This is a genomic window from Bacillus sp. 22483, from assembly GCF_052044605.1.
In the GTDB taxonomy this organism is placed as follows: Bacteria; Bacillota; Bacilli; order Bacillales; family Bacillaceae; genus Bacillus; species Bacillus altitudinis.
Window position 1 is genome coordinate 42,254 of sequence record NZ_JBQENU010000005.1, and the last position, 17,066, is coordinate 59,319.

The following is a 17,066-nucleotide window of genomic DNA, read 5'->3' on the forward strand; positions in this document are numbered from 1 at the left end:
GGTTGGTTCTTGCATAAAAAGAAAAAAAGAATGTCTTTAAAGACATTCTTTTTTTCTTTTTAATATAAAATATTCATAGGCATCTAGTATTATTTTTCCTGTTAAATTTGAAGAGTGGAATGCATCTTCATAAGTGATTTGATCTTCTAACAAAATTACCTTTTTACTATCTGTAAAATTCATCATAAACACAAAGTCCTGCGATCCATCTGTTCGTTTCTGGACACTGACTCCCTCTGGAATTGAAGAGGAGAGGATCGGCTTTATCCCTATTCCTGTGATGAGATCTTCGTAAAAATCATCATAAAACGCTTGCTCATTTTCAGAAGCCATATAGTATGCTTTCCCTTTGCCAAATGGACGGACAGTAAGGGCGGGCTGTCCTTCATAGCAGCCATTCTCAAAATGCCCTAACACAGAGGCTGATTCTGGGTGAATGGATTCGCAATATTGTCCGACATGGTAGGTGCGTCCATTTCCTGTGGTCATTAAAACGTGTTCATCTGGCATCAATGTGTTGATTTCCTCTGCCCAAACCCCAAGTACATGGCGGAGAGGGCCAGGGAAACCACCGAGGAAACAGAGGTCGTTTTCATCGACCATGCCGCTCCAGTATGTTGCCACAAAAATGCCGCCCTCTTTGACAAATGCTTCGATCTTTTCTGCCACGCCTGGTTTGATCATGTAGAGCATTGGTCCAACAAGCACTCGATAGGATGAGAAATCCTTTTCCATCCCGACAATATCAACAGGGATGCCCTTTTTCCAGAAACTGCGATAGTGAGTTTGGCAAGCCTCTACATAGCGTTTGTTGGTATTATTTAAGCCTTGCGCATCATCAATTGCCCAATGGTTTTCCCAATCATATATGATGGCGACTTCTGGTTGAACGGATGTACCCGCAATCGGCTGAAGCTGCTCCAGCTGTTTTCCTAAATCAGCGACTTCTTGAAACACACGCGTGTGTTCATGTCCTGAATGATCCACAACAGCGCCGTGGAATTTTTCAGAGGCGCCCCGGCCTTGTCTCCACTGGAAATAAAGGACGGAGTCGGACCCGTGGGCAATCGCCTGCATGGCAGAGAGGTGTGCCATTCCTTTATGCTTCACCTTATTCACTTCATGCCAGTTCACGAGGCTTGGTGTGCTTTCCATCACAAGAAACGGCTGACCGCCCTTTAATGAACGATACAAATCGTGAACGAAGGCGACGTTTGACGCTAATTCTGCAGTGGTTTCTCTGCCGCTATGCCATGCTGGATAGCTATCCCATGAGATCACGTCGACTTCTTTTGCAAATTGATGATAATCCAGTCCAAGGAATGGACGCATATGCGGATAGTCGCCCATAAAATTGGTGGTTACTGGCACATGAGGTGTTAATTCTCTCAGAGGTTCAATTTCATTTTGATAAAAATTGATCGTTTGCGCTGTGACAAAACGCTTCCAGTCTAGGTTCATGCCGTGAATCATGTGCTCTCCGTGCGGTGCAGGTGACTCGATTTGTGACCAATCACTATATGTGTGGCTCCAAAATCCCGTCCACCATGCTTGATTCAAAGCTTCAAGGTCATGGTTGTATTTGTCTTTCAAATAGTCTCTAAATGCTTCTTGGCAAAGATCACAATGACATTCGCCGCCGTATTCATTTGAAATGTGCCACATGATCAGCGCTGGATGGTCCTTGTAGCGTTCAGCAAGCAAACGATTGAGTGTATTCGTTTTTTCTCGATAAACCGGTGAGGTGAAGCAATGATTATGGCGAAGTCCGTGTAAGTTGCGCTGGCGGTTTGCTTCAACGCGTAAGACTTCTGGATATGTTTGCGAGAGCCAAGCAGGTCTTGCTCCGCTTGGCGTGGCGAGAATGGCGTGAGCCCCCTGCGCTGCCAAGCGGTCCATGATATCATCCAGCCAGGCAAAATCATATTCCCCTTCTTTTGGCTCGAGCTTGCTCCAAGCGAAAATGTTGATAGAGAATGTTTGACAGTGTGCAAGCTTCATTAATCGAAAATCTTCGTCAATGATCTCCGGCATATGAAGCCATTGATCAGGATTATAGTCGCCACCATGCAAAAAGCCTTTCACATTTGGGTGAACGAGTGGGTAACGCTTTCCCATTTTGTCACGTCCTATCTGTTTAATTACGGTGTCATTTGTTTAAATACATCAAGAGAAGGCAGGGCTTTTCCGTTGAAATCAAACATGGCCTGATTTTCCCAAGCATTCCCGACTGTGCCGGTTGTTTGAATATAAGCGAGCCCGTATTGACTAGACCACGGAGCACCTTTTGCTGGAATCCAAAGCGGCTCCCAATAAAAGAACCCTTTCCCGCGATTGTTTTTTACTTGTGAAATTTTTTCTGATAGATCTCGTATAAAAGATGCCTGCCCTTGTGGTGATGCTGGATAACCGGCCGTATTGACTGAATCTTGGTTAAATGAGTTATCGAGGTTGTCACCATTTGCTGTTGTAAAGCCGTAGGCGGTTTCTACCACGATGACATCTTTGTTATAGCGGGCGCTAATATCATTCATGTTGTTAGTAAGACCGCTAAATCCCCCGTCCCAATACGGGTAGTAAGATAAACCGATCGTATCGAAGGAAACGCCTCGTTTGGTGATTTCATCAAACCACCAGCGAGATGCACCATTGTCCCCCCCATGTGCAAGATGAAGCATGACTTTGATGTTTGAATCGACAGAGCGGACAGCATTTGTTCCCGCTTTTAGCAAAGCAGCGAGCCGGTCAAATTCACCGCCGCTTTCACCCCAGCTCTTTCCGTTCGGCCAAAGCATACCTGAATTCAATTCATTCCCGACCTGTACCATATTTGGCAAGGCATTTTGTGCTTTCATCGCTTTAAGTACATCGCTTGTGTAAGTGCCAACCGCTTTTTCTAAATCGCTTTGGGAGAGATTGGTCCAAGCTTTCGGTTTGAACTGTTTACCGGGATCGGTCCAGAAATCACTGTAGTGAAAATCAAGCAGCACTTTCATGTTTTGTGCTTTTGCACGTTTCGATAGAGCAATGGCGGTATTTAAATCGTTAGTCCCGCCGTTATAGGCACGGCCTTGGTTGTCGTATGGATGGTTCCAGAGTCTGATGCGCACATAGTTGACACCTTTCTCTTTTAATAGCTTGAGCGGATCAACCTGCTGCCAGTTTTGGTTGTAGTATTTGCCGCCGCTTCGCTCCACTTCTGCGAGCATGGAGATATCGGCTCCTTTGATGAAATCACCTTGCAATCCATTGATCGGTTTCACCGAAATCGTATCAGCCTTTGCTTCAGGCAGAATACCTAACCCCATCAGAAAGAAAACGACAACAGTGACAAGCAACCATTTCTTCATCAAATCTCCCCTTATCCTTTTGTCCCGCCTTGTGTGAGGCCGGATACAAATTGTTTTTGTAAAACAAGAAACAATAAAGCAACTGGAATCGCAATGAGTAAAGCCCCGGCTGCAAAGGTCGTGTAGCTGGCACCCATTTTGTCTGATACAAGATTGTATAGACCGATTGGGAGCGTATACATTTCGGGTGAGCGGACAATGACACTGGAGATGATGAAATCACCCAGCGGTCCTGTAAATGAGTTGATGGCAACAACGGCTAAAATCGGCTTGGCAAGCGGCATAATAATTTGGATGAAAATCCGGAAATGCCCTGCGCCATCCATTCTGGCTGATTCATCGAGATCCTTTGGAATCGCATCAAGATAACCTTTCATTAAATACGTATTCATCGGGATTTGTCCGCCTGCATAAATCAAAATCAATGCGAGGTGGCTGTTAATGAGTCCAAGCATTTGAGCCAATACAAAAATGGCAATTAGCGCTGAAAATTGAGGAATCATTTGCAGCAGCAAAAAGAGCATCAGTCCATTCTTGCGTCCTTTGAATCGGAACCTAGAAAAGGCATAACCTGTAAAGCTAACAAGGATCAACGTTAAGAGCATAGTCGCAATACTGATTTTCATTGAGTTCCAATACCATTTTGCATAAAGTGCTCCCTGACCGAAGAAGAGTTCTGTAAAGTGGCTGAACGTTGGATTCTTCGGAAACATGCTTGTGCTCATCAGGCTATTCCCAGGATTAAAGGAAGCGCCGATCGTCCAAAGGAGTGGATATAGAATACATACGGAGGCGATGAAAAGGATGAAATAAGTGATACTCAGACGAATGAGCTTATTTTGTTTTGATCCCATATCACATCATGTCCTCCTCTTTAAATGAATTCGTTCTCTTAAACTGCCAAAGTGCAATGGCAATGACGAAGATCGAAAGTAAGATCGTAACAGCGGCAGCGAGTGCATATTGAGAAGATTGCATCGTCAGTTTGTAAATCCAAGACACCAAGATGTCTGTGCCCCCCGCTGTGGATCCAGCAACAGGCGGTCCTCCGCCATTAAATAAGTAGATGATATTAAAGTTGTTAAAGTTAAACGTATATTGCGTGATTAATATAGGTGCAATTGAATAGAGGACAAGCGGTAATGTAATGGAACGGAATTTCTGAAAGAAATTTGCCCCATCAATGGTTGCAGCCTCGTATAAATCTTCAGGAATGGCCTGCAAAACGCCAGTTGTCATAATGAACACAAAAGGAAAACCAAGCCAAGTCTGCATCGCAATAAGAGCGATTTTGCTCCAAAATGGATCTGTCAGCCATGGTTTTGGATCAATTCCAATCGATGCAAAAAGGGTATTGTTGATCGCACCAAACGTGTCGTTAAACAATCCAGCAAACACCAAAATGGTCACAAATCCTGGAACAGCCCACGGCAGAATCAAAATCGTTCTGAAAAACCGTTTTCCTTTTAAATCTTTTTGATTGAGCAGAACCGCTAGGAAAATGCCGACAGCACATTGAAGGGTCGATGCAGCCAACGTCCATACGACCGTCCAGCCTAGTACATCAATGAATGTGTCTCTCCAAATATCGATTGAAAAGATATTTTGAAAGTTTTTGATGCCTACCCAATCAATGAGATTGGCAGGAGGCGAGTGGTATAAATCATAGTTTGTAAAGGCCAGCGCAAAGCTGAACATAATAGGAAAGACAACAGAGAATAGAAGTAAAAAGAAAGCAGGAGTGCTCATTAAGTAAGGAAAGCCTTGGTCGATGAGCTGATGGTATTGAGCACGGATGGAATGAAGCGGAACCCCTTGATCACGTTTCTTTCCGTTCATAAATGCATCTCGTATCATGAGTACATAAAAACCGATGCCAAATCCAGCTGTTAAAAGTGCAATAATTCCTTTTGCTAAAAGGAAAACAGAGTTGTCACGAGGCAGCATCGTACCAAGTGTGAACAGCCCCCAGAAGCCAATATTGAATAAATCATAAAACACTACTAGAAAAGAAACGCCAAACAGGAAAAAGAGTGCCCCTTTGCCATACTGTTTGTTGTATATTTGCCCCATCCCGGGTATAAGAGAGAACATTAGCGCCCGTCTCCGGTGTGTCTTTGATTCCACTATGTGTGTGCGGTCTAGTTCAAGGTTACCCGTCACGTTTAACACCTACTTCATATGAAATTAGATCAAGTGCAGGCAGCATGATAGATGAACAGCTACCTGCGCTTGATGTTTATTTGGAGTGATTCGCTTTAATTTGCGAGTCGATTTGTTTGACCGCATCATCAAATGCCTTTTTCACATCGGTACGGCCAGTCGCAATCAGCCCTAATGCGCTGTCAATCGGTTTCCACACCTCTGCCATCTCTGGATTGTTCGGTGTCAGCGTGGCATATTTCGTTTGCTTTGAAACAGCATCCGCATTAGCGTTTTCAGTAATGACTGGGTCTTTCATCAGCTTTTTCACTGGTGGAATTTCCTCTGTGACTTCAAAGCGCTTTTTCGAATTTTTTTCGTTCGTGACAAACTCAACAAATTTCTCGGCAAGTTCTTTATTTTTAGAATAAGAGGAGACGTTGTAGCTCTTTACACCTAAGAACGAGCTCATATGTTTTCCGTTAGGGAGTGTTGGCAGTTCCGTCACGCCATAGTCGATACCCGCTTCTTTATAAGGACCAAATGACCATGGACCAGAAATCACAGCCGCTGCCTTTTTCTCAGTGAATAAGGAATTGAGGACATTGATTCCTTGCTCACCAATGATGCCTTTCGGGAAGAGTCCTTCGCTAAAGAATGTCTGAATGTATTTTCCGCCTTCGATGGCACCATCGTTATTAAGACCAATATCATTGACGTCATAAGAACCATCGTTTTTCTGTTTGAAAATATAGCCACCTGAACCGCCTAATACACTTTCTGCGTAATAAATTTCATCCCACTTCGCAACAAAACCGTATTTCCCGTCCTTTGTCAGCTTTTTCGAAAGGTCATACCAGCCATCGAGTGTCGTTGGTGCCTTTTTGACAAGGTCTTTGTTATAGAAAAGCACAGTGGTTTCAACGGATTTTGGCAGGCCATACAGCTTGCCATCTATCGTTTGTGATTGAATCGATTCGTCTGTGAAGGAATTGATCACTTTTTCATCTGGTTTGATTTCTTGTAACAATCCCTCTGTGACAGCTGATCCAATTTGGTCGTGAGGCATGGTGATGACATCTGGACCAGTGCCGGCTGCGCCATCAAGACGAAGCGCTTCAATTTGGTCGGCATATGCTTTTTCGACTACTTTGACTTTCACGTCGTTTTGTTTTTCAAACTCTTTGACGGCGTCTTGAATCCCATCAGACTTTTTGACATCCTCCCACACTAGCAAGGTCTTTGTACCTGTAGATGCTGGCTGTGAACCGCTTGAATTGTCATCTCCTGGTCCGCATGCTGACAGCAGCAGCACAGCAGTACCAACGACTGCCGATAATGTCGCCCATTTTCCCTTTTTCATTCGTAATCCCCTCTCGTTCTTTTTTCACAGATGATAAGAAAACGCTTTCTTAATGTGAGAATATCAACTTGAGTAAAAAAAGTAAACACATTTTATTAAATTTATTAAGTAAAATTTTTTACTGAAATAAAGAGAAAAGAAGCCCACCATATACGGCAGGCCTTCCAGCTGTTTATATCGTGCTTTTCCGAAAGACAGGTTCTGAGGCAATCAGCACGGTTTTTGGTAATGTTCTGCCATCAACAAGTCTTTCTAAAAGTAAATCGACAGCTGTTTCGCAAAGTAAAGAGGTATGGATGTGATAAGTTGTGAGCGGTGGTGACACATATTGAGAGACGTTAATATCGTTGATACTAAAGACACTCACTCGATTTGGTAAAGAAAAACCGCGTTCATTTAATGCTTGTAAACAGCCTATCGCAAGAGGATCACTTGCGACACAAAAAGCGGTTGGCAGGTGATCGCCGAGCTCGTCGATCGCCTTCATCATCAATGAATAGCCTTCATCTACAGAGAAGTGGTGACCGATATAGACCAATTGTTCATCCAGTTTGTTGTGTGCTGTCATGTACTGGCGGAAGGTCGTTTCACGAATATCTGGAATACGCCTATTTGTATTGAGATCAAGATCTGTCCCGCCAATAAATCCGATGGATGTGTGCTGTTTTTCGATAAAAGAATCGATAATCTTTTCTACAATTCGTTTCAGGTTTGGTTTCACAGAATCAAAGCGGTCTTCATCTGGTGATGTATCAATAAAGACGATATGTTTTGTGATCGCATATAATTGATCAAGCTCAGTTTTTTTAAATCGACCGATGGCGATGATGCCTTCTGTAGAAGGATCAATCGATTGAAGACCATCAGATGGGTTGTAAGCGGTAACATTTAAGCTTCTGGTATTGGTGAGTTCCTCAATGCCTAGACGAATGGATTTGAAATAAATATCTTCAAGCTCTTCTTTTTCGGTCATCCAATAGAGAAAGGCAATTTTTTTTAGTGAATGTTTGAATGTCTTTTTTTGATAGGACAAAGCTTCTGCTGCCGCGTATACTCTCTCACGTGTTTGATCCGTAACCGATAGATTGGGATCTTGGTTCAGTACGCGAGACACGGTGGCGATGGATAATCCGGCTTTTTCCGCAATGTCCTTTATTTTAGCTGCCAAGTCAGCACCTCCTATAGAAAATATCTCCTTTCAGTATAGAGTCTTTAAAAAAATTAGTAAATATTTTTATTAAATTGATTGGTTTAGGCTGTTCTTTACGAGTTGGAAAGGAATTAGTAAGATATATGTATTGAAGATGTAGGATTAAGATTTCTGATAGGAGAGGGACAGATGTATTATGATGCACTGAAGACATTTGTGACAGTGGTAGAAGAGAAAAACTTTACAAAAGCAGCTCAGAAGCTACGGATTTCTCAACCGAGTGTCAGTCTTCACATTAAGAACTTGGAGCAGGAATTTCAGACGGTTCTGCTCAATCGTTCGCCAAAGCAATTAACGGTGACGCCAACTGGGGATATGCTGTACCATCGATCAAAACAAATCATTCGTTTATATGAACAGGCGAAGCAGGATATTTATGAGCATCATCATCTGGCACGAGGAAAGCTCACGATTGGAGCGAGTTTTACCATTGGGGAGTATGTGCTGCCGCAAATTTTGGCACAATTTCATCAGCTCTATCCGCATGTTGATATTGAGGTAGTCATTGATAATACAGAGGCGATCGCTAGACATGTTCGGTTGTTCCATGTCGACATCGGACTGATCGAAGGACAAACCAATGACAAAGAACTCTCTGTAGAAACGTTCCTAGAGGATGAACTGTATATCGTTGCCCCATTAGACCATCCGTTTGCAAAGAAAAAGGATGTCACCATTGATCAATTACAAAATGAAACATGGATCACAAGAGAAGAAGGATCTGGGACAGGAGAATACTTACAGCACGTCCTGAAATCAAATGGACTGAAAGCGCGGACCTTTGTGACGTTTAGCAGCAATCAAGCGATAAAAGAAGCTGTCATTCATGGAATGGGGCTATCTGTTTTATCTAAATATGTCCTCCAGCGGGGCAGCATTGGCGGGGAATTGGCTGTCATTTCTGTGAGGGGAATGGACTTTAAACGGACATTTTCCTATGTCGAATCCCCGATGACAGGTGGGAATAAAAATAAGGAATTGCTTGTTGAGTTGTTGAGAAAAGAGAAAAAAGACGCTTCTCCGCAGTAGGGAGAAACGTCTTTTTTTATAACCCTTTGATGTTGATTTCATCGACTGGGAGGAAAATCTCACCTGTATCTGTATACTTCATGTTGACTTGATCGCCTTCTTTTAAATAAATAAGAAGAGGCTCTTTTTCAGATGACATGGTGTAGTTTTTCCCATCGTCTAGTAAGAAGGTGACGGTTGTATAATCACCGGTCTTTTCCTTATACACCCTCTTCACTTTGCCTGTTGACTCTTTCTTTTCTTGCTTTGATGAACTATTGACGGTACCGCCGCCTTTTTGAAGAGCAGTTTTATAGGCTCTTAGTGCTTCATTTGGTGTAGAAGCGTATGCGGCGATTTCAGGATTGGCTGCCGAAACAATAAAGTAGTTTTGCAGGAATCCGTTTGAATCGAGAACAGGTGTAAGCCAGCTGGCTTCCCCGTAGAAATTATAAAGAATCGGCATGCGGCCCTTCCATTTCTTCTCGATAAATCGTTTCTCAATAATTTGCAAAGCTCCCTGTGAATCCATGTAGGATTCTTCAAGATTACCCGTATAATACGTGGCTTTTCCTGTTCGGGCATTTGTTAGTGCATACCCGAGCATGGAATCAACGCCCTCTTTTGGACTGGTGAAATCTGTGAAGTAATACATATCCCCATTTGAATCAAACACCGGACTTACATTGGCTTCAGTCCCCTCATCAGAAGGCAGCTTCACATCTGATTTTCCAAACATACTGTTCCAGAAACCATGTACATAGTTGCCGAAGTAACTATTTTGCAGACTGACAGCCTCTGGTGACACAGCGCCATCAATAAAGGCTGGTACTTTGTCTAAGGAATATTTCTTCGTTGCACCCGTTTTGGCATCCACAACAACCACACCTGAAGCTTTAAACCCGTTTCGTGCAGAGATGAAATCCCCAAATGTTTGGATGTAATAAGGCTTGCCATCATCATTGATCTCGAGCTGCGAGTCTCCATAGAAAATCAAATCTGGGTACTGAAGACGGATATGCCGCTCAATTTCCTTATTGAAATAGGAAGAAGGCGTATAGACCATCTCGGTTTTCACAAACTTTGGATTGGCAGATGAGTCGGTCGCACTTAATGTAAAGTAACCCGGTGTGCTACCAGAACGAATCCATTTAAAGAAATCGGAGAACTCGACGGGTGCGATATACACATACTCACCATTGACCTTCTGAATTTGCAAGCTGCCAAGCTCGTAGTAACTCGTGTTTGGCACCTGTCCGAACGATTTCTTCATCTTATTGCGAGCAAATTGCGGTGGTACACTCGCAGGTGTTTCTGTCTCATCGAACGCTTTGATTTCGACTTTTTGCTCCATTTTAGACACGTCGAATTTCTCATTTGCATTGAATAGAAAAGCGGTTGCCATATAAACACCGAGCAGCAATAAAATGAGAAATAATACGCCTTTGATCTTCCGCTCCAATCCCACTGATAAAAAGGCACCTGCTGCTGTCACAACAAGTCCAATGAGCCACAGTGATGATGGGTTGCGGTCTAAATTGGTGATGTAGTAGAAGCCGAAAATCCCGATGATAAAGAGCAGTGCCAGTCCCGCAATCCACATAAGCGGCACCTGTTGTTCAGTCCCTTTCTTTCTAACGATTAACCTGAGTGGTGTGAGCAAAAGGGTCAGGACAAGACCGATCACAACCGAAAATAACAACATATATCCCACAAACAGATCTCCTTTCAAATCAATCACTCTTTTAGTATATACGAGTGAGACGGGGAAAAGATTCACCGGATGGAAGGTTCATTTAAATGCCGATCGAATCAATGGCTGATTGAACATCTTCTTTCAGCTCAAAAAATGTGAGTCTTTTTTCGATTTTTTCGATTAAGGCGTCAATGGCTTCACCTGACATATGGGTTTGGATGTTCCTTTGATGTTTGTACACGTTAATCAGAAGGTCATCAATCAGATCTACTATTTTTTTGGCTTCTTGACGATCCTCTGCAAATTCATTTTGAAGTTGATGCCGGATGGCTCTAATCAGCGCTGTTTTCTGTTCTTCTTTGATCTTTGCCTTCAAAGCAGCCAGCTCTGCTGGTGTCATATCTTCCGTGTTAAAGTTTGCTTGAGAGAAGATGGAGCTAGATGTATGCGTATCTGTCACTCTCTGCAAAAAACGATCTGCGTCTGTTGGTTGTTTCTTTGAAAATTCCATTTGTCGTACTCCTTAAGAAATCCCCATATTCTTGGCAAGGGTTGTATCTGCATCGTGGTATTGTTTTCCTAGCTGGCTCATATCATCTGATATTGAATCCATCCACCTTTTCATATCCATCGCATGATCAATCGCTGCATCATATTTTTTGACCGAATAGAACTCATTTTCAAGACCCTCTGTTTTTAAGTGGCGAATCACAGCATCCACATCTGAAGCCGTCAGCTGGTCATACGAACCAAAACCGACAATTTGTTTGTATCTTGAACGGACGCGTTCCACCGATTGATCCACTTTGTCATCGAGTTTCTCAATTTTACGAATGATTTGCTGCATATGGTGCTCGGCATATGTGGAGAATGTACGACCTGTGTTCATAAGAACATGCGACTTGATTAAAATCGCTACCACACTTTGCGGGTGAACATTTGATTGGCTCAATTGATGTAACATGGCGGCAGTGAGAGAAGGGTTTTTTCTCAACATATCATCAATGGTTTGAACGGAGCCATCTGACGAAAAGGAATACCGGTCTAAGCCATGGCTGCCGGCGAGGGCTTCAAGAAATAAATTCGCATCAAGTGAAGGATTCACACTCATTGCCCGATTGAGGAGATTTTTCATAAATTGGACGGCTTTTGAGGAGTCCTCAGTGTAATCGACGCCTTCAGGTAAAGCGGCATCATACATCACTTTCACACGACCGATTTCTGTCGTATGACGATTTAAGAGAGATAGCCCGTCATTGAGATTGATATATTCTGTTAATCTACTACGGTAATCACCTTTTAATGCTTTGGCTTGCAGACCATCCGATAGATTTGGGTAAATATTCGGATTCTCAAAGGTGACCCCGCCTTGAATAAAATCATTTTTGACAAGAACATAAGAAGCATTTGACCCGCCAAGTGAATGCCCTGTCACATACATCTTCGCATTCGGCATTTTCTTATGGATCTCTTTCGCATACCTGTCCGCCTGCACCATTTGATTCTCTGCGCCGTGTTCAAAGGGGATATTTTTAATCAAATACTTCGTATCTGAAATCAACCAATCTTGCACAATCTCATTTGTATAGGTCGTTGTCCCTGTCGTCATCTTCGTCGTGACTTCCTTTGACGTCTCTGACTGGCTAAAAGGAGGCAGCTTTGTCAAAATGGTAGAAAGAAGATCATCTGACTCTTTTTTTCCATGTTTTTTAATGGTATCTTTATATTGGCCTGCCCCAATCGGTTCTGACCCGCGGTAGGCGATGACGGCGTTTTTGATTTTTGTGAGGTCTTTTCCTCCATCGGAGCGCTCAAAATCTTCTTCTGATACAAGGGTTAGTGAGTTAAGACCTTTTTTTGTTTCTTGGTGGTCAACAACATACATTATTTTACCATTTTTCAAGTGTATATCTTTAGAATTTTCATAGTTGAAGATATCATAAGATGCTGATGATATTTCATTATATTCTTTATCGCTAAGTTGATTAATTGCATAATTTTTGGTCAACATTTACACTCCTGTAATAATTATCATGTATATTATAAGATATTGTATGATAAATATCTATAAAAAAAGGTATAAAAACCTATCGATTGAATATTTAAAAGGTGGGATAATTTTTGTGAAAAATACATTTAAGGTTGTACTGATTGTTTTGATTACTATCGTTTTTATTCTAGTATTATCACTTGTTTTTCAAAAAGATAAAGAAAAAAAATTGAATGAATCAGAAGGTGAAACAATCGTGAAAGAGAAGAACGATTTAAAACAAGCAAAAGAATTCGCAGAAGAAATGAAACCGAAAGTAGAGGAACGTTTACATAAAATAGATATTCACAACTTTATTAAAACCATTACGTTCGATAAGGGAGTAAATGTTAATCCAATGGGTTATATAATAATTAGAGGATATATTAATGGTAACCCAGAAAAGTATGACTTCTCTGCATCATTAGAATATCGATCTAAGGAAGTAGGTACCATGACTTTTTCTCCTGAATTATCTTATCGATTTAAAGACTGGGATAAATTCAAAGATGAACCTGAACTAAAGGAAAACTATCTTAAAAGACTCTCCGAAAAAGAACGTGAACAGTATCTTAAAGATATTGGAGAAAAATAATAAAGCAGGTAATCACCTACCTGTTTTTTATTTTGTCAATTTCATTAGTCGATGGATTAAAAATCCATTAAGGAGTTTTGCTTTTTATGAGAAATACAATGAAGTTTTCTATTATAATTGTGGCCGTCATCATTTCAGTAACTGTTTTTATTGTAGAGTACATTAATAAGAGTCTGTCAGATGAAGTAGTGGAAGAGAAAAGTGATCAGGAAAAAGCAGAAGATTTTGCAAAGAAGATGAAACCTAAGGTTGAAGAGCACTTACACAAAAGAGATATTCATCACTTTATCAAAACCATAACGTTTGAAAAAGATGTGACCATCAATCCTATGGGGGATATTATAATCGATGGCTATATAAATAATGAACCGGAGAAGTTCGGATTTTCAGCTTCTTTACAATATAGAGCTAAAAAAATAGGTTCAATGAGTTATGATCCTGAGTTGTCATATCGTTTTAAAGATTGGGACAAATTTAAAGATGAACCAGAATTAAAGGAAAACTATCTTAAACGACTCTCTGAAAAAGAACGAGAGCAATATCTCAAGGACATTGGAGAAAAAGAGTAGAACAGGTACTAGCCTACCTGTTTTTATTTTGTCAAATTCAATAGTCAGCTGATTAAAGTTCATCAAGGAGTTTTGCTTTTTATGAAAAATATCATGAAATTTTCTATCATAATTGTGGTCGCCGTCATCTCCGTAACTGTGTTTGTTGTAGAGTACATTCATCAGAGTTTTTCAGATGAAGTAGTGCAAGAGAAAAGCGATCAAGAAAAGGCCGAAGAATTCGCAGAAAAGATGAAACCAAAAATTGAAGAATATTTACATGAAAAAGATATTCACAATTTTATTAAAACCATCACATTTAAAAAAAATGTATCTATAAGCCCTATGGGTTATGTCACAGTTGATGGATATATAAATAATGATGCAGAAAAATATCATTTTTCTGCATCATTAATATACAAATCTAATGAAATAGGTTCGATGAGTCATTCTCCTGATTTATCATATCGCTTTAAAGACTGGGATAAATATAAAGATGAGCCTGAAATAAAGGAAAACTATCTTAAAAGACTCTCTGAAAAAGAACGTGAACAGTACCTCAAGGATATTGGGGATAAATAACAAAAAGTTAATTTTTCATTATTAAGAAGGTGGCAACGGTAGACATGAAAAACACAATAAAACTTGTATCTGTTTTGGTCGTTATCATCATTGTCTCAGTGACTTCGTTAATCACTCAGCACAATAAGCAAAGTAAAACAAATGATGTGGTAAAAGAAAAGAGCGATCAAGAAAAAGCAGAAGAGCTCGCAGAAAAAATGAAGCCTAAAATAGAAGAATGTTTACGCAAAGAAGACATCCATCACTTTATTAAGACCATAACGTTTAAGAAGAGGGTAACTATTAATCCTATGGGCTACATCGTAATTAGAGGATATATAAATGATGAGCCAGAAAAGTACGAGTTCTCCGCTTCATTAAAGTATAGAACAAAAGAAATCGGTTCAATGAGTTATTCAGCAGAACTAGGAGATCGTTTTGAGAACTGGGAAGATTTTGATCCTCAAGTGAAAGAAGACTATCTGAATAGTTTATCTAAAAAAGAACGCGAACAATATTTGAAAGACATTGGAGAAAAAGTGAAATAACAAGTCGACAAAGCCGATTGATTCCCTAAATCAATTTGAAAATATGCTATCATTCCCCTAACAACACTTACAAACAAGGGAGAGCTTTCAAACATGGCAAATAAAAAGAAATTGATCTTGGATGTAGACACTGGAATTGATGATGCGATTGGTATTTTGCTTGCAGTGAAAAGTAAGCGGTTTGATATGTTGGGGATCACAACGGTGTGCGGGAATGTGTCTGTTGAAGCGGCGACGTTGAATACGTGTAAAGTGCTTGAGCTGGTTGAGGCAGAGGAAATCCCTGTCATCAAAGGTGCAGTAACGCCTCTTTTGAGAGCCCCTCATTATGAACATCGGGTGCATGGGGAGGATGGAATTGGCGGCGCTTTAAAGGACGCCCGGCCTAAGAAGACCGCAGATGAAGGTTTTGCGCCTGATTTTATCATTGACCAAGTGCTGAAGTATTCGAAGCAGGTTACGCTCGTGTTGACAGGACCGTTAACGAATTTAGCCCTTGCGGTAAAAAAATGCCCTGAGCTGATCCATCACGTAAAAGAAGTCATTTTTATGGGGGGTGTCGTGCAGGGACAGGGGAATGTCACACCGGTTGCGGAATTTAATACATATGCAGATCCAGAAGCGGCGAAATTGATGCTGGAGGCTGGTTTCCCTTCATTGACCCAAGTAGGGCTGGATGTCACGAGACAGGTTTTGTTAACGGATGAGAGAATTGATGCCATTCAAAATGAAACGTTAGCTAGTTATATCAGAGAGAGCACAAGCATTTACCGCCAGCGCTATTTTGAGCGGAATGGGGTGTGGGCATGTGCCATGCATGATCCGCTTGCTGTAAGTCTTGCAATTGATAAACAACTTGTGAATACACAGGCTTTTCATGTAGAAGTGGAGACGAAGAGTGAGTTCTGTGATGGTCAAATGATATGTGATTTTCAGCATCAATGGGGAAAAGATCGCAATCTTCAAGTGTGTATGGATGTAGATGCTGAAGGGTTTTTTGATTTAATGAGCAAAGTCTTGAATTCTTAAAAAAGAAGTCTGTGCAAACAGGCTTCTTTTTTATAAGATGGGAACATGAGGAAATGTATGCGCTCACATGAATGAGGAAGGAGTGAAGTCAATTGGCTTCTGTCAGTTTAAGTAGTATGGATAAGATAAGGGCAGCAAGCAGAGGATTGCCGCCAAAACTGAAAGCAATTGCTGAGCACATTACGAGTGAGCCCCGCGACATCATCCATTTGTCGATTGTCGAGCTTGCCAAAAAGACAGCGAGCTCAGAGGCAACGATTTTTCGTCTTTGTAAAAGGCTTGGATTTGAGGGGTATCAAGATTTGAAGATTGCTATTGCCCAGGAAATAGACCAAACGAAGCCTGATTATGTAGATGAAGAGATGAGTCTTGACGATGATACTGCCGTTTTTATGCAAAAGGTATTTCAGGCAAACATCACTGCATTAAAGGATAGTTTTCAATTGTTGAATCCAGAAGATGTAGAAAAAGCCGTACAATTAATCCATGAAGCAGAGCGCTTAGAGTTTTATGGCAGCGGTGGGTCTGGCCTCATCGCCACAGATGCTTTTCACAAATTTATGAGAACAGGCATCAACTGTATTGTTCATACAGATTCTCACTTTCAAGCGATGTCGGCAGGTCTGCTTGATCAAAAGAGCACAGTGCTTGGTATATCTCATTCTGGTCGAAATAAGGATTTACTGGATGCGATGAAAACAGCCAAGGAAAAAGGAGCGAAAACCATTGGCATTACAAGCTATCAGCGTTCTCCATTGAGTCAGCTTGCAGATGTCACGCTGTATACATCAACGCAAGAAACGGCTTTCCGAACGGAAGCGATGTCCGCTAGGCTTGCCCAGCTTACTGTGATTGATGTGCTATATTTTGCGCTTGCACATTTAAGGCAGCAGGAAACATTAACAAACTTAAAGCAAATGAGAGAAACCATTTCTCAAAAAAGAGTGTAATGGTTTCAAAAATAAATTTTTCTATTAGTGAAAAATG

Annotated in this window: 16 protein-coding genes; 7 read left to right on the forward strand and 9 right to left on the reverse strand. The window is 41.2% G+C overall.

The window, feature by feature from the left end; translation table 11 throughout:
- Positions 1-36: 36 nt before the first annotated feature.
- The 6 genes from ACTJJQ_RS09250 to ACTJJQ_RS09275 form a co-directional block, all read right to left on the reverse strand.
- The gene (locus tag ACTJJQ_RS09250) at positions 37-2,118 is read right to left on the reverse strand and encodes a beta-galactosidase (protein WP_061420720.1); all 2,082 of its coding nucleotides are present in this window, start codon (positions 2,116-2,118) and stop codon (positions 37-39) included.
- A gap of 23 nt (positions 2,119-2,141) precedes the next feature.
- Positions 2,142-3,350, reverse strand: coding sequence for a glycoside hydrolase family 53 protein (locus tag ACTJJQ_RS09255; RefSeq protein WP_217967671.1), 1,209 nt, complete (start codon positions 3,348-3,350; stop codon positions 2,142-2,144).
- A gap of 11 nt (positions 3,351-3,361) precedes the next feature.
- Positions 3,362-4,204, reverse strand: a complete 843-nt coding sequence (locus ACTJJQ_RS09260; RefSeq protein ID WP_007497274.1) for a sugar ABC transporter permease — start codon at positions 4,202-4,204, stop codon at positions 3,362-3,364.
- A gap of 1 nt (position 4,205) precedes the next feature.
- Positions 4,206-5,444, reverse strand: a complete 1,239-nt coding sequence (locus tag ACTJJQ_RS09265) for a carbohydrate ABC transporter permease (protein WP_007497272.1) — start codon at positions 5,442-5,444, stop codon at positions 4,206-4,208.
- Between the two features lie 145 nt (positions 5,445-5,589).
- The gene (locus tag ACTJJQ_RS09270; protein WP_251210611.1) at positions 5,590-6,855 is read right to left on the reverse strand and encodes an extracellular solute-binding protein; all 1,266 of its coding nucleotides are present in this window, start codon (positions 6,853-6,855) and stop codon (positions 5,590-5,592) included.
- A gap of 172 nt (positions 6,856-7,027) precedes the next feature.
- Positions 7,028-8,023, reverse strand: a complete 996-nt coding sequence (locus ACTJJQ_RS09275) for a LacI family DNA-binding transcriptional regulator (RefSeq protein WP_440600139.1) — start codon at positions 8,021-8,023, stop codon at positions 7,028-7,030.
- 171 nt (positions 8,024-8,194) lie between these two features.
- On the opposite strand from ACTJJQ_RS09275, the gene ACTJJQ_RS09280 reads away from it, so the two are divergent.
- Positions 8,195-9,094, forward strand: a complete 900-nt coding sequence (locus tag ACTJJQ_RS09280) for a LysR family transcriptional regulator (protein ID WP_025208260.1) — start codon at positions 8,195-8,197, stop codon at positions 9,092-9,094.
- A 16-nt stretch (positions 9,095-9,110) separates the two neighbouring features.
- Here ACTJJQ_RS09280 and ACTJJQ_RS09285 read toward each other — a convergent pair whose 3' ends face one another.
- From ACTJJQ_RS09285 to ACTJJQ_RS09295, 3 genes are all read right to left on the reverse strand, one after another.
- Positions 9,111-10,787, reverse strand: a complete 1,677-nt coding sequence (locus ACTJJQ_RS09285; protein ID WP_440600140.1) for a hypothetical protein — start codon at positions 10,785-10,787, stop codon at positions 9,111-9,113.
- Between the two features lie 82 nt (positions 10,788-10,869).
- Entirely contained in the window at positions 10,870-11,280 is a 411-nt protein-coding gene (locus ACTJJQ_RS09290; protein WP_024720438.1) for a hypothetical protein, read from the reverse strand.
- A gap of 12 nt (positions 11,281-11,292) precedes the next feature.
- Positions 11,293-12,777, reverse strand: a complete 1,485-nt coding sequence (locus tag ACTJJQ_RS09295; RefSeq protein WP_146271819.1) for a lipase family protein — start codon at positions 12,775-12,777, stop codon at positions 11,293-11,295.
- Positions 12,778-12,892: 115 nt separating this feature from the next.
- On the opposite strand from ACTJJQ_RS09295, the gene ACTJJQ_RS09300 reads away from it, so the two are divergent.
- The 6 genes from ACTJJQ_RS09300 (at position 12,893) to ACTJJQ_RS09325 (ending at position 17,029) form a co-directional block, all read left to right on the forward strand.
- Positions 12,893-13,393 carry a DUF1433 domain-containing protein gene (locus tag ACTJJQ_RS09300; RefSeq protein WP_058213427.1) on the forward strand — a complete coding sequence of 167 codons (501 nt, stop codon included), beginning with the start codon at positions 12,893-12,895 and terminating at the stop codon, positions 13,391-13,393.
- A gap of 86 nt (positions 13,394-13,479) precedes the next feature.
- Positions 13,480-13,962 carry a DUF1433 domain-containing protein gene (locus ACTJJQ_RS09305; protein ID WP_146271821.1) on the forward strand — a complete coding sequence of 161 codons (483 nt, stop codon included), beginning with the start codon at positions 13,480-13,482 and terminating at the stop codon, positions 13,960-13,962.
- Between the two features lie 81 nt (positions 13,963-14,043).
- On the forward strand, positions 14,044-14,523 hold the full coding sequence (locus ACTJJQ_RS09310) for a DUF1433 domain-containing protein (RefSeq protein WP_146271823.1): 480 nt from the start codon (positions 14,044-14,046) through the stop codon (positions 14,521-14,523).
- Between the two features lie 44 nt (positions 14,524-14,567).
- Positions 14,568-15,050 carry a DUF1433 domain-containing protein gene (locus ACTJJQ_RS09315; RefSeq protein ID WP_440600141.1) on the forward strand — a complete coding sequence of 161 codons (483 nt, stop codon included), beginning with the start codon at positions 14,568-14,570 and terminating at the stop codon, positions 15,048-15,050.
- Positions 15,051-15,143: 93 nt separating this feature from the next.
- Positions 15,144-16,079: a nucleoside hydrolase gene (locus ACTJJQ_RS09320; RefSeq protein ID WP_440600142.1), complete on the forward strand. Its 936-nt coding sequence runs from the start codon at positions 15,144-15,146 to the stop codon at positions 16,077-16,079.
- 116 nt (positions 16,080-16,195) lie between these two features.
- Positions 16,196-17,029: a MurR/RpiR family transcriptional regulator gene (locus ACTJJQ_RS09325; RefSeq protein ID WP_034646848.1), complete on the forward strand. Its 834-nt coding sequence runs from the start codon at positions 16,196-16,198 to the stop codon at positions 17,027-17,029.
- Positions 17,030-17,066: the final 37 nt, after the last annotated feature.

Excerpts from the sequence above, each read along its gene's own strand:
- ACTJJQ_RS09250 (WP_061420720.1), bottom strand. The coding sequence starts at position 2,118 with ATGGGAAAGCGTTACCCACTCGTTCACCCAAATGTGAAAGGCTTTTTG.
- ACTJJQ_RS09255 (WP_217967671.1), bottom strand. The coding sequence starts at position 3,350 with ATGAAGAAATGGTTGCTTGTCACTGTTGTCGTTTTCTTTCTGATGGGG.
- ACTJJQ_RS09260 (WP_007497274.1), bottom strand. The coding sequence starts at position 4,204 with ATGGGATCAAAACAAAATAAGCTCATTCGTCTGAGTATCACTTATTTC.
- ACTJJQ_RS09265 (WP_007497272.1), bottom strand. The coding sequence starts at position 5,444 with ATGTTCTCTCTTATACCCGGGATGGGGCAAATATACAACAAACAGTAT.
- ACTJJQ_RS09270 (WP_251210611.1), bottom strand. The coding sequence starts at position 6,855 with ATGAAAAAGGGAAAATGGGCGACATTATCGGCAGTCGTTGGTACTGCT.
- ACTJJQ_RS09280 (WP_025208260.1), top strand. The coding sequence starts at position 8,195 with ATGTATTATGATGCACTGAAGACATTTGTGACAGTGGTAGAAGAGAAA.
- ACTJJQ_RS09290 (WP_024720438.1), bottom strand. The coding sequence starts at position 11,280 with ATGGAATTTTCAAAGAAACAACCAACAGACGCAGATCGTTTTTTGCAG.
- ACTJJQ_RS09305 (WP_146271821.1), top strand. The coding sequence starts at position 13,480 with ATGAGAAATACAATGAAGTTTTCTATTATAATTGTGGCCGTCATCATT.
- ACTJJQ_RS09310 (WP_146271823.1), top strand. The coding sequence starts at position 14,044 with ATGAAAAATATCATGAAATTTTCTATCATAATTGTGGTCGCCGTCATC.
- ACTJJQ_RS09315 (WP_440600141.1), top strand. The coding sequence starts at position 14,568 with ATGAAAAACACAATAAAACTTGTATCTGTTTTGGTCGTTATCATCATT.
- ACTJJQ_RS09320 (WP_440600142.1), top strand. The coding sequence starts at position 15,144 with ATGGCAAATAAAAAGAAATTGATCTTGGATGTAGACACTGGAATTGAT.
- ACTJJQ_RS09325 (WP_034646848.1), top strand. The coding sequence starts at position 16,196 with ATGGATAAGATAAGGGCAGCAAGCAGAGGATTGCCGCCAAAACTGAAA.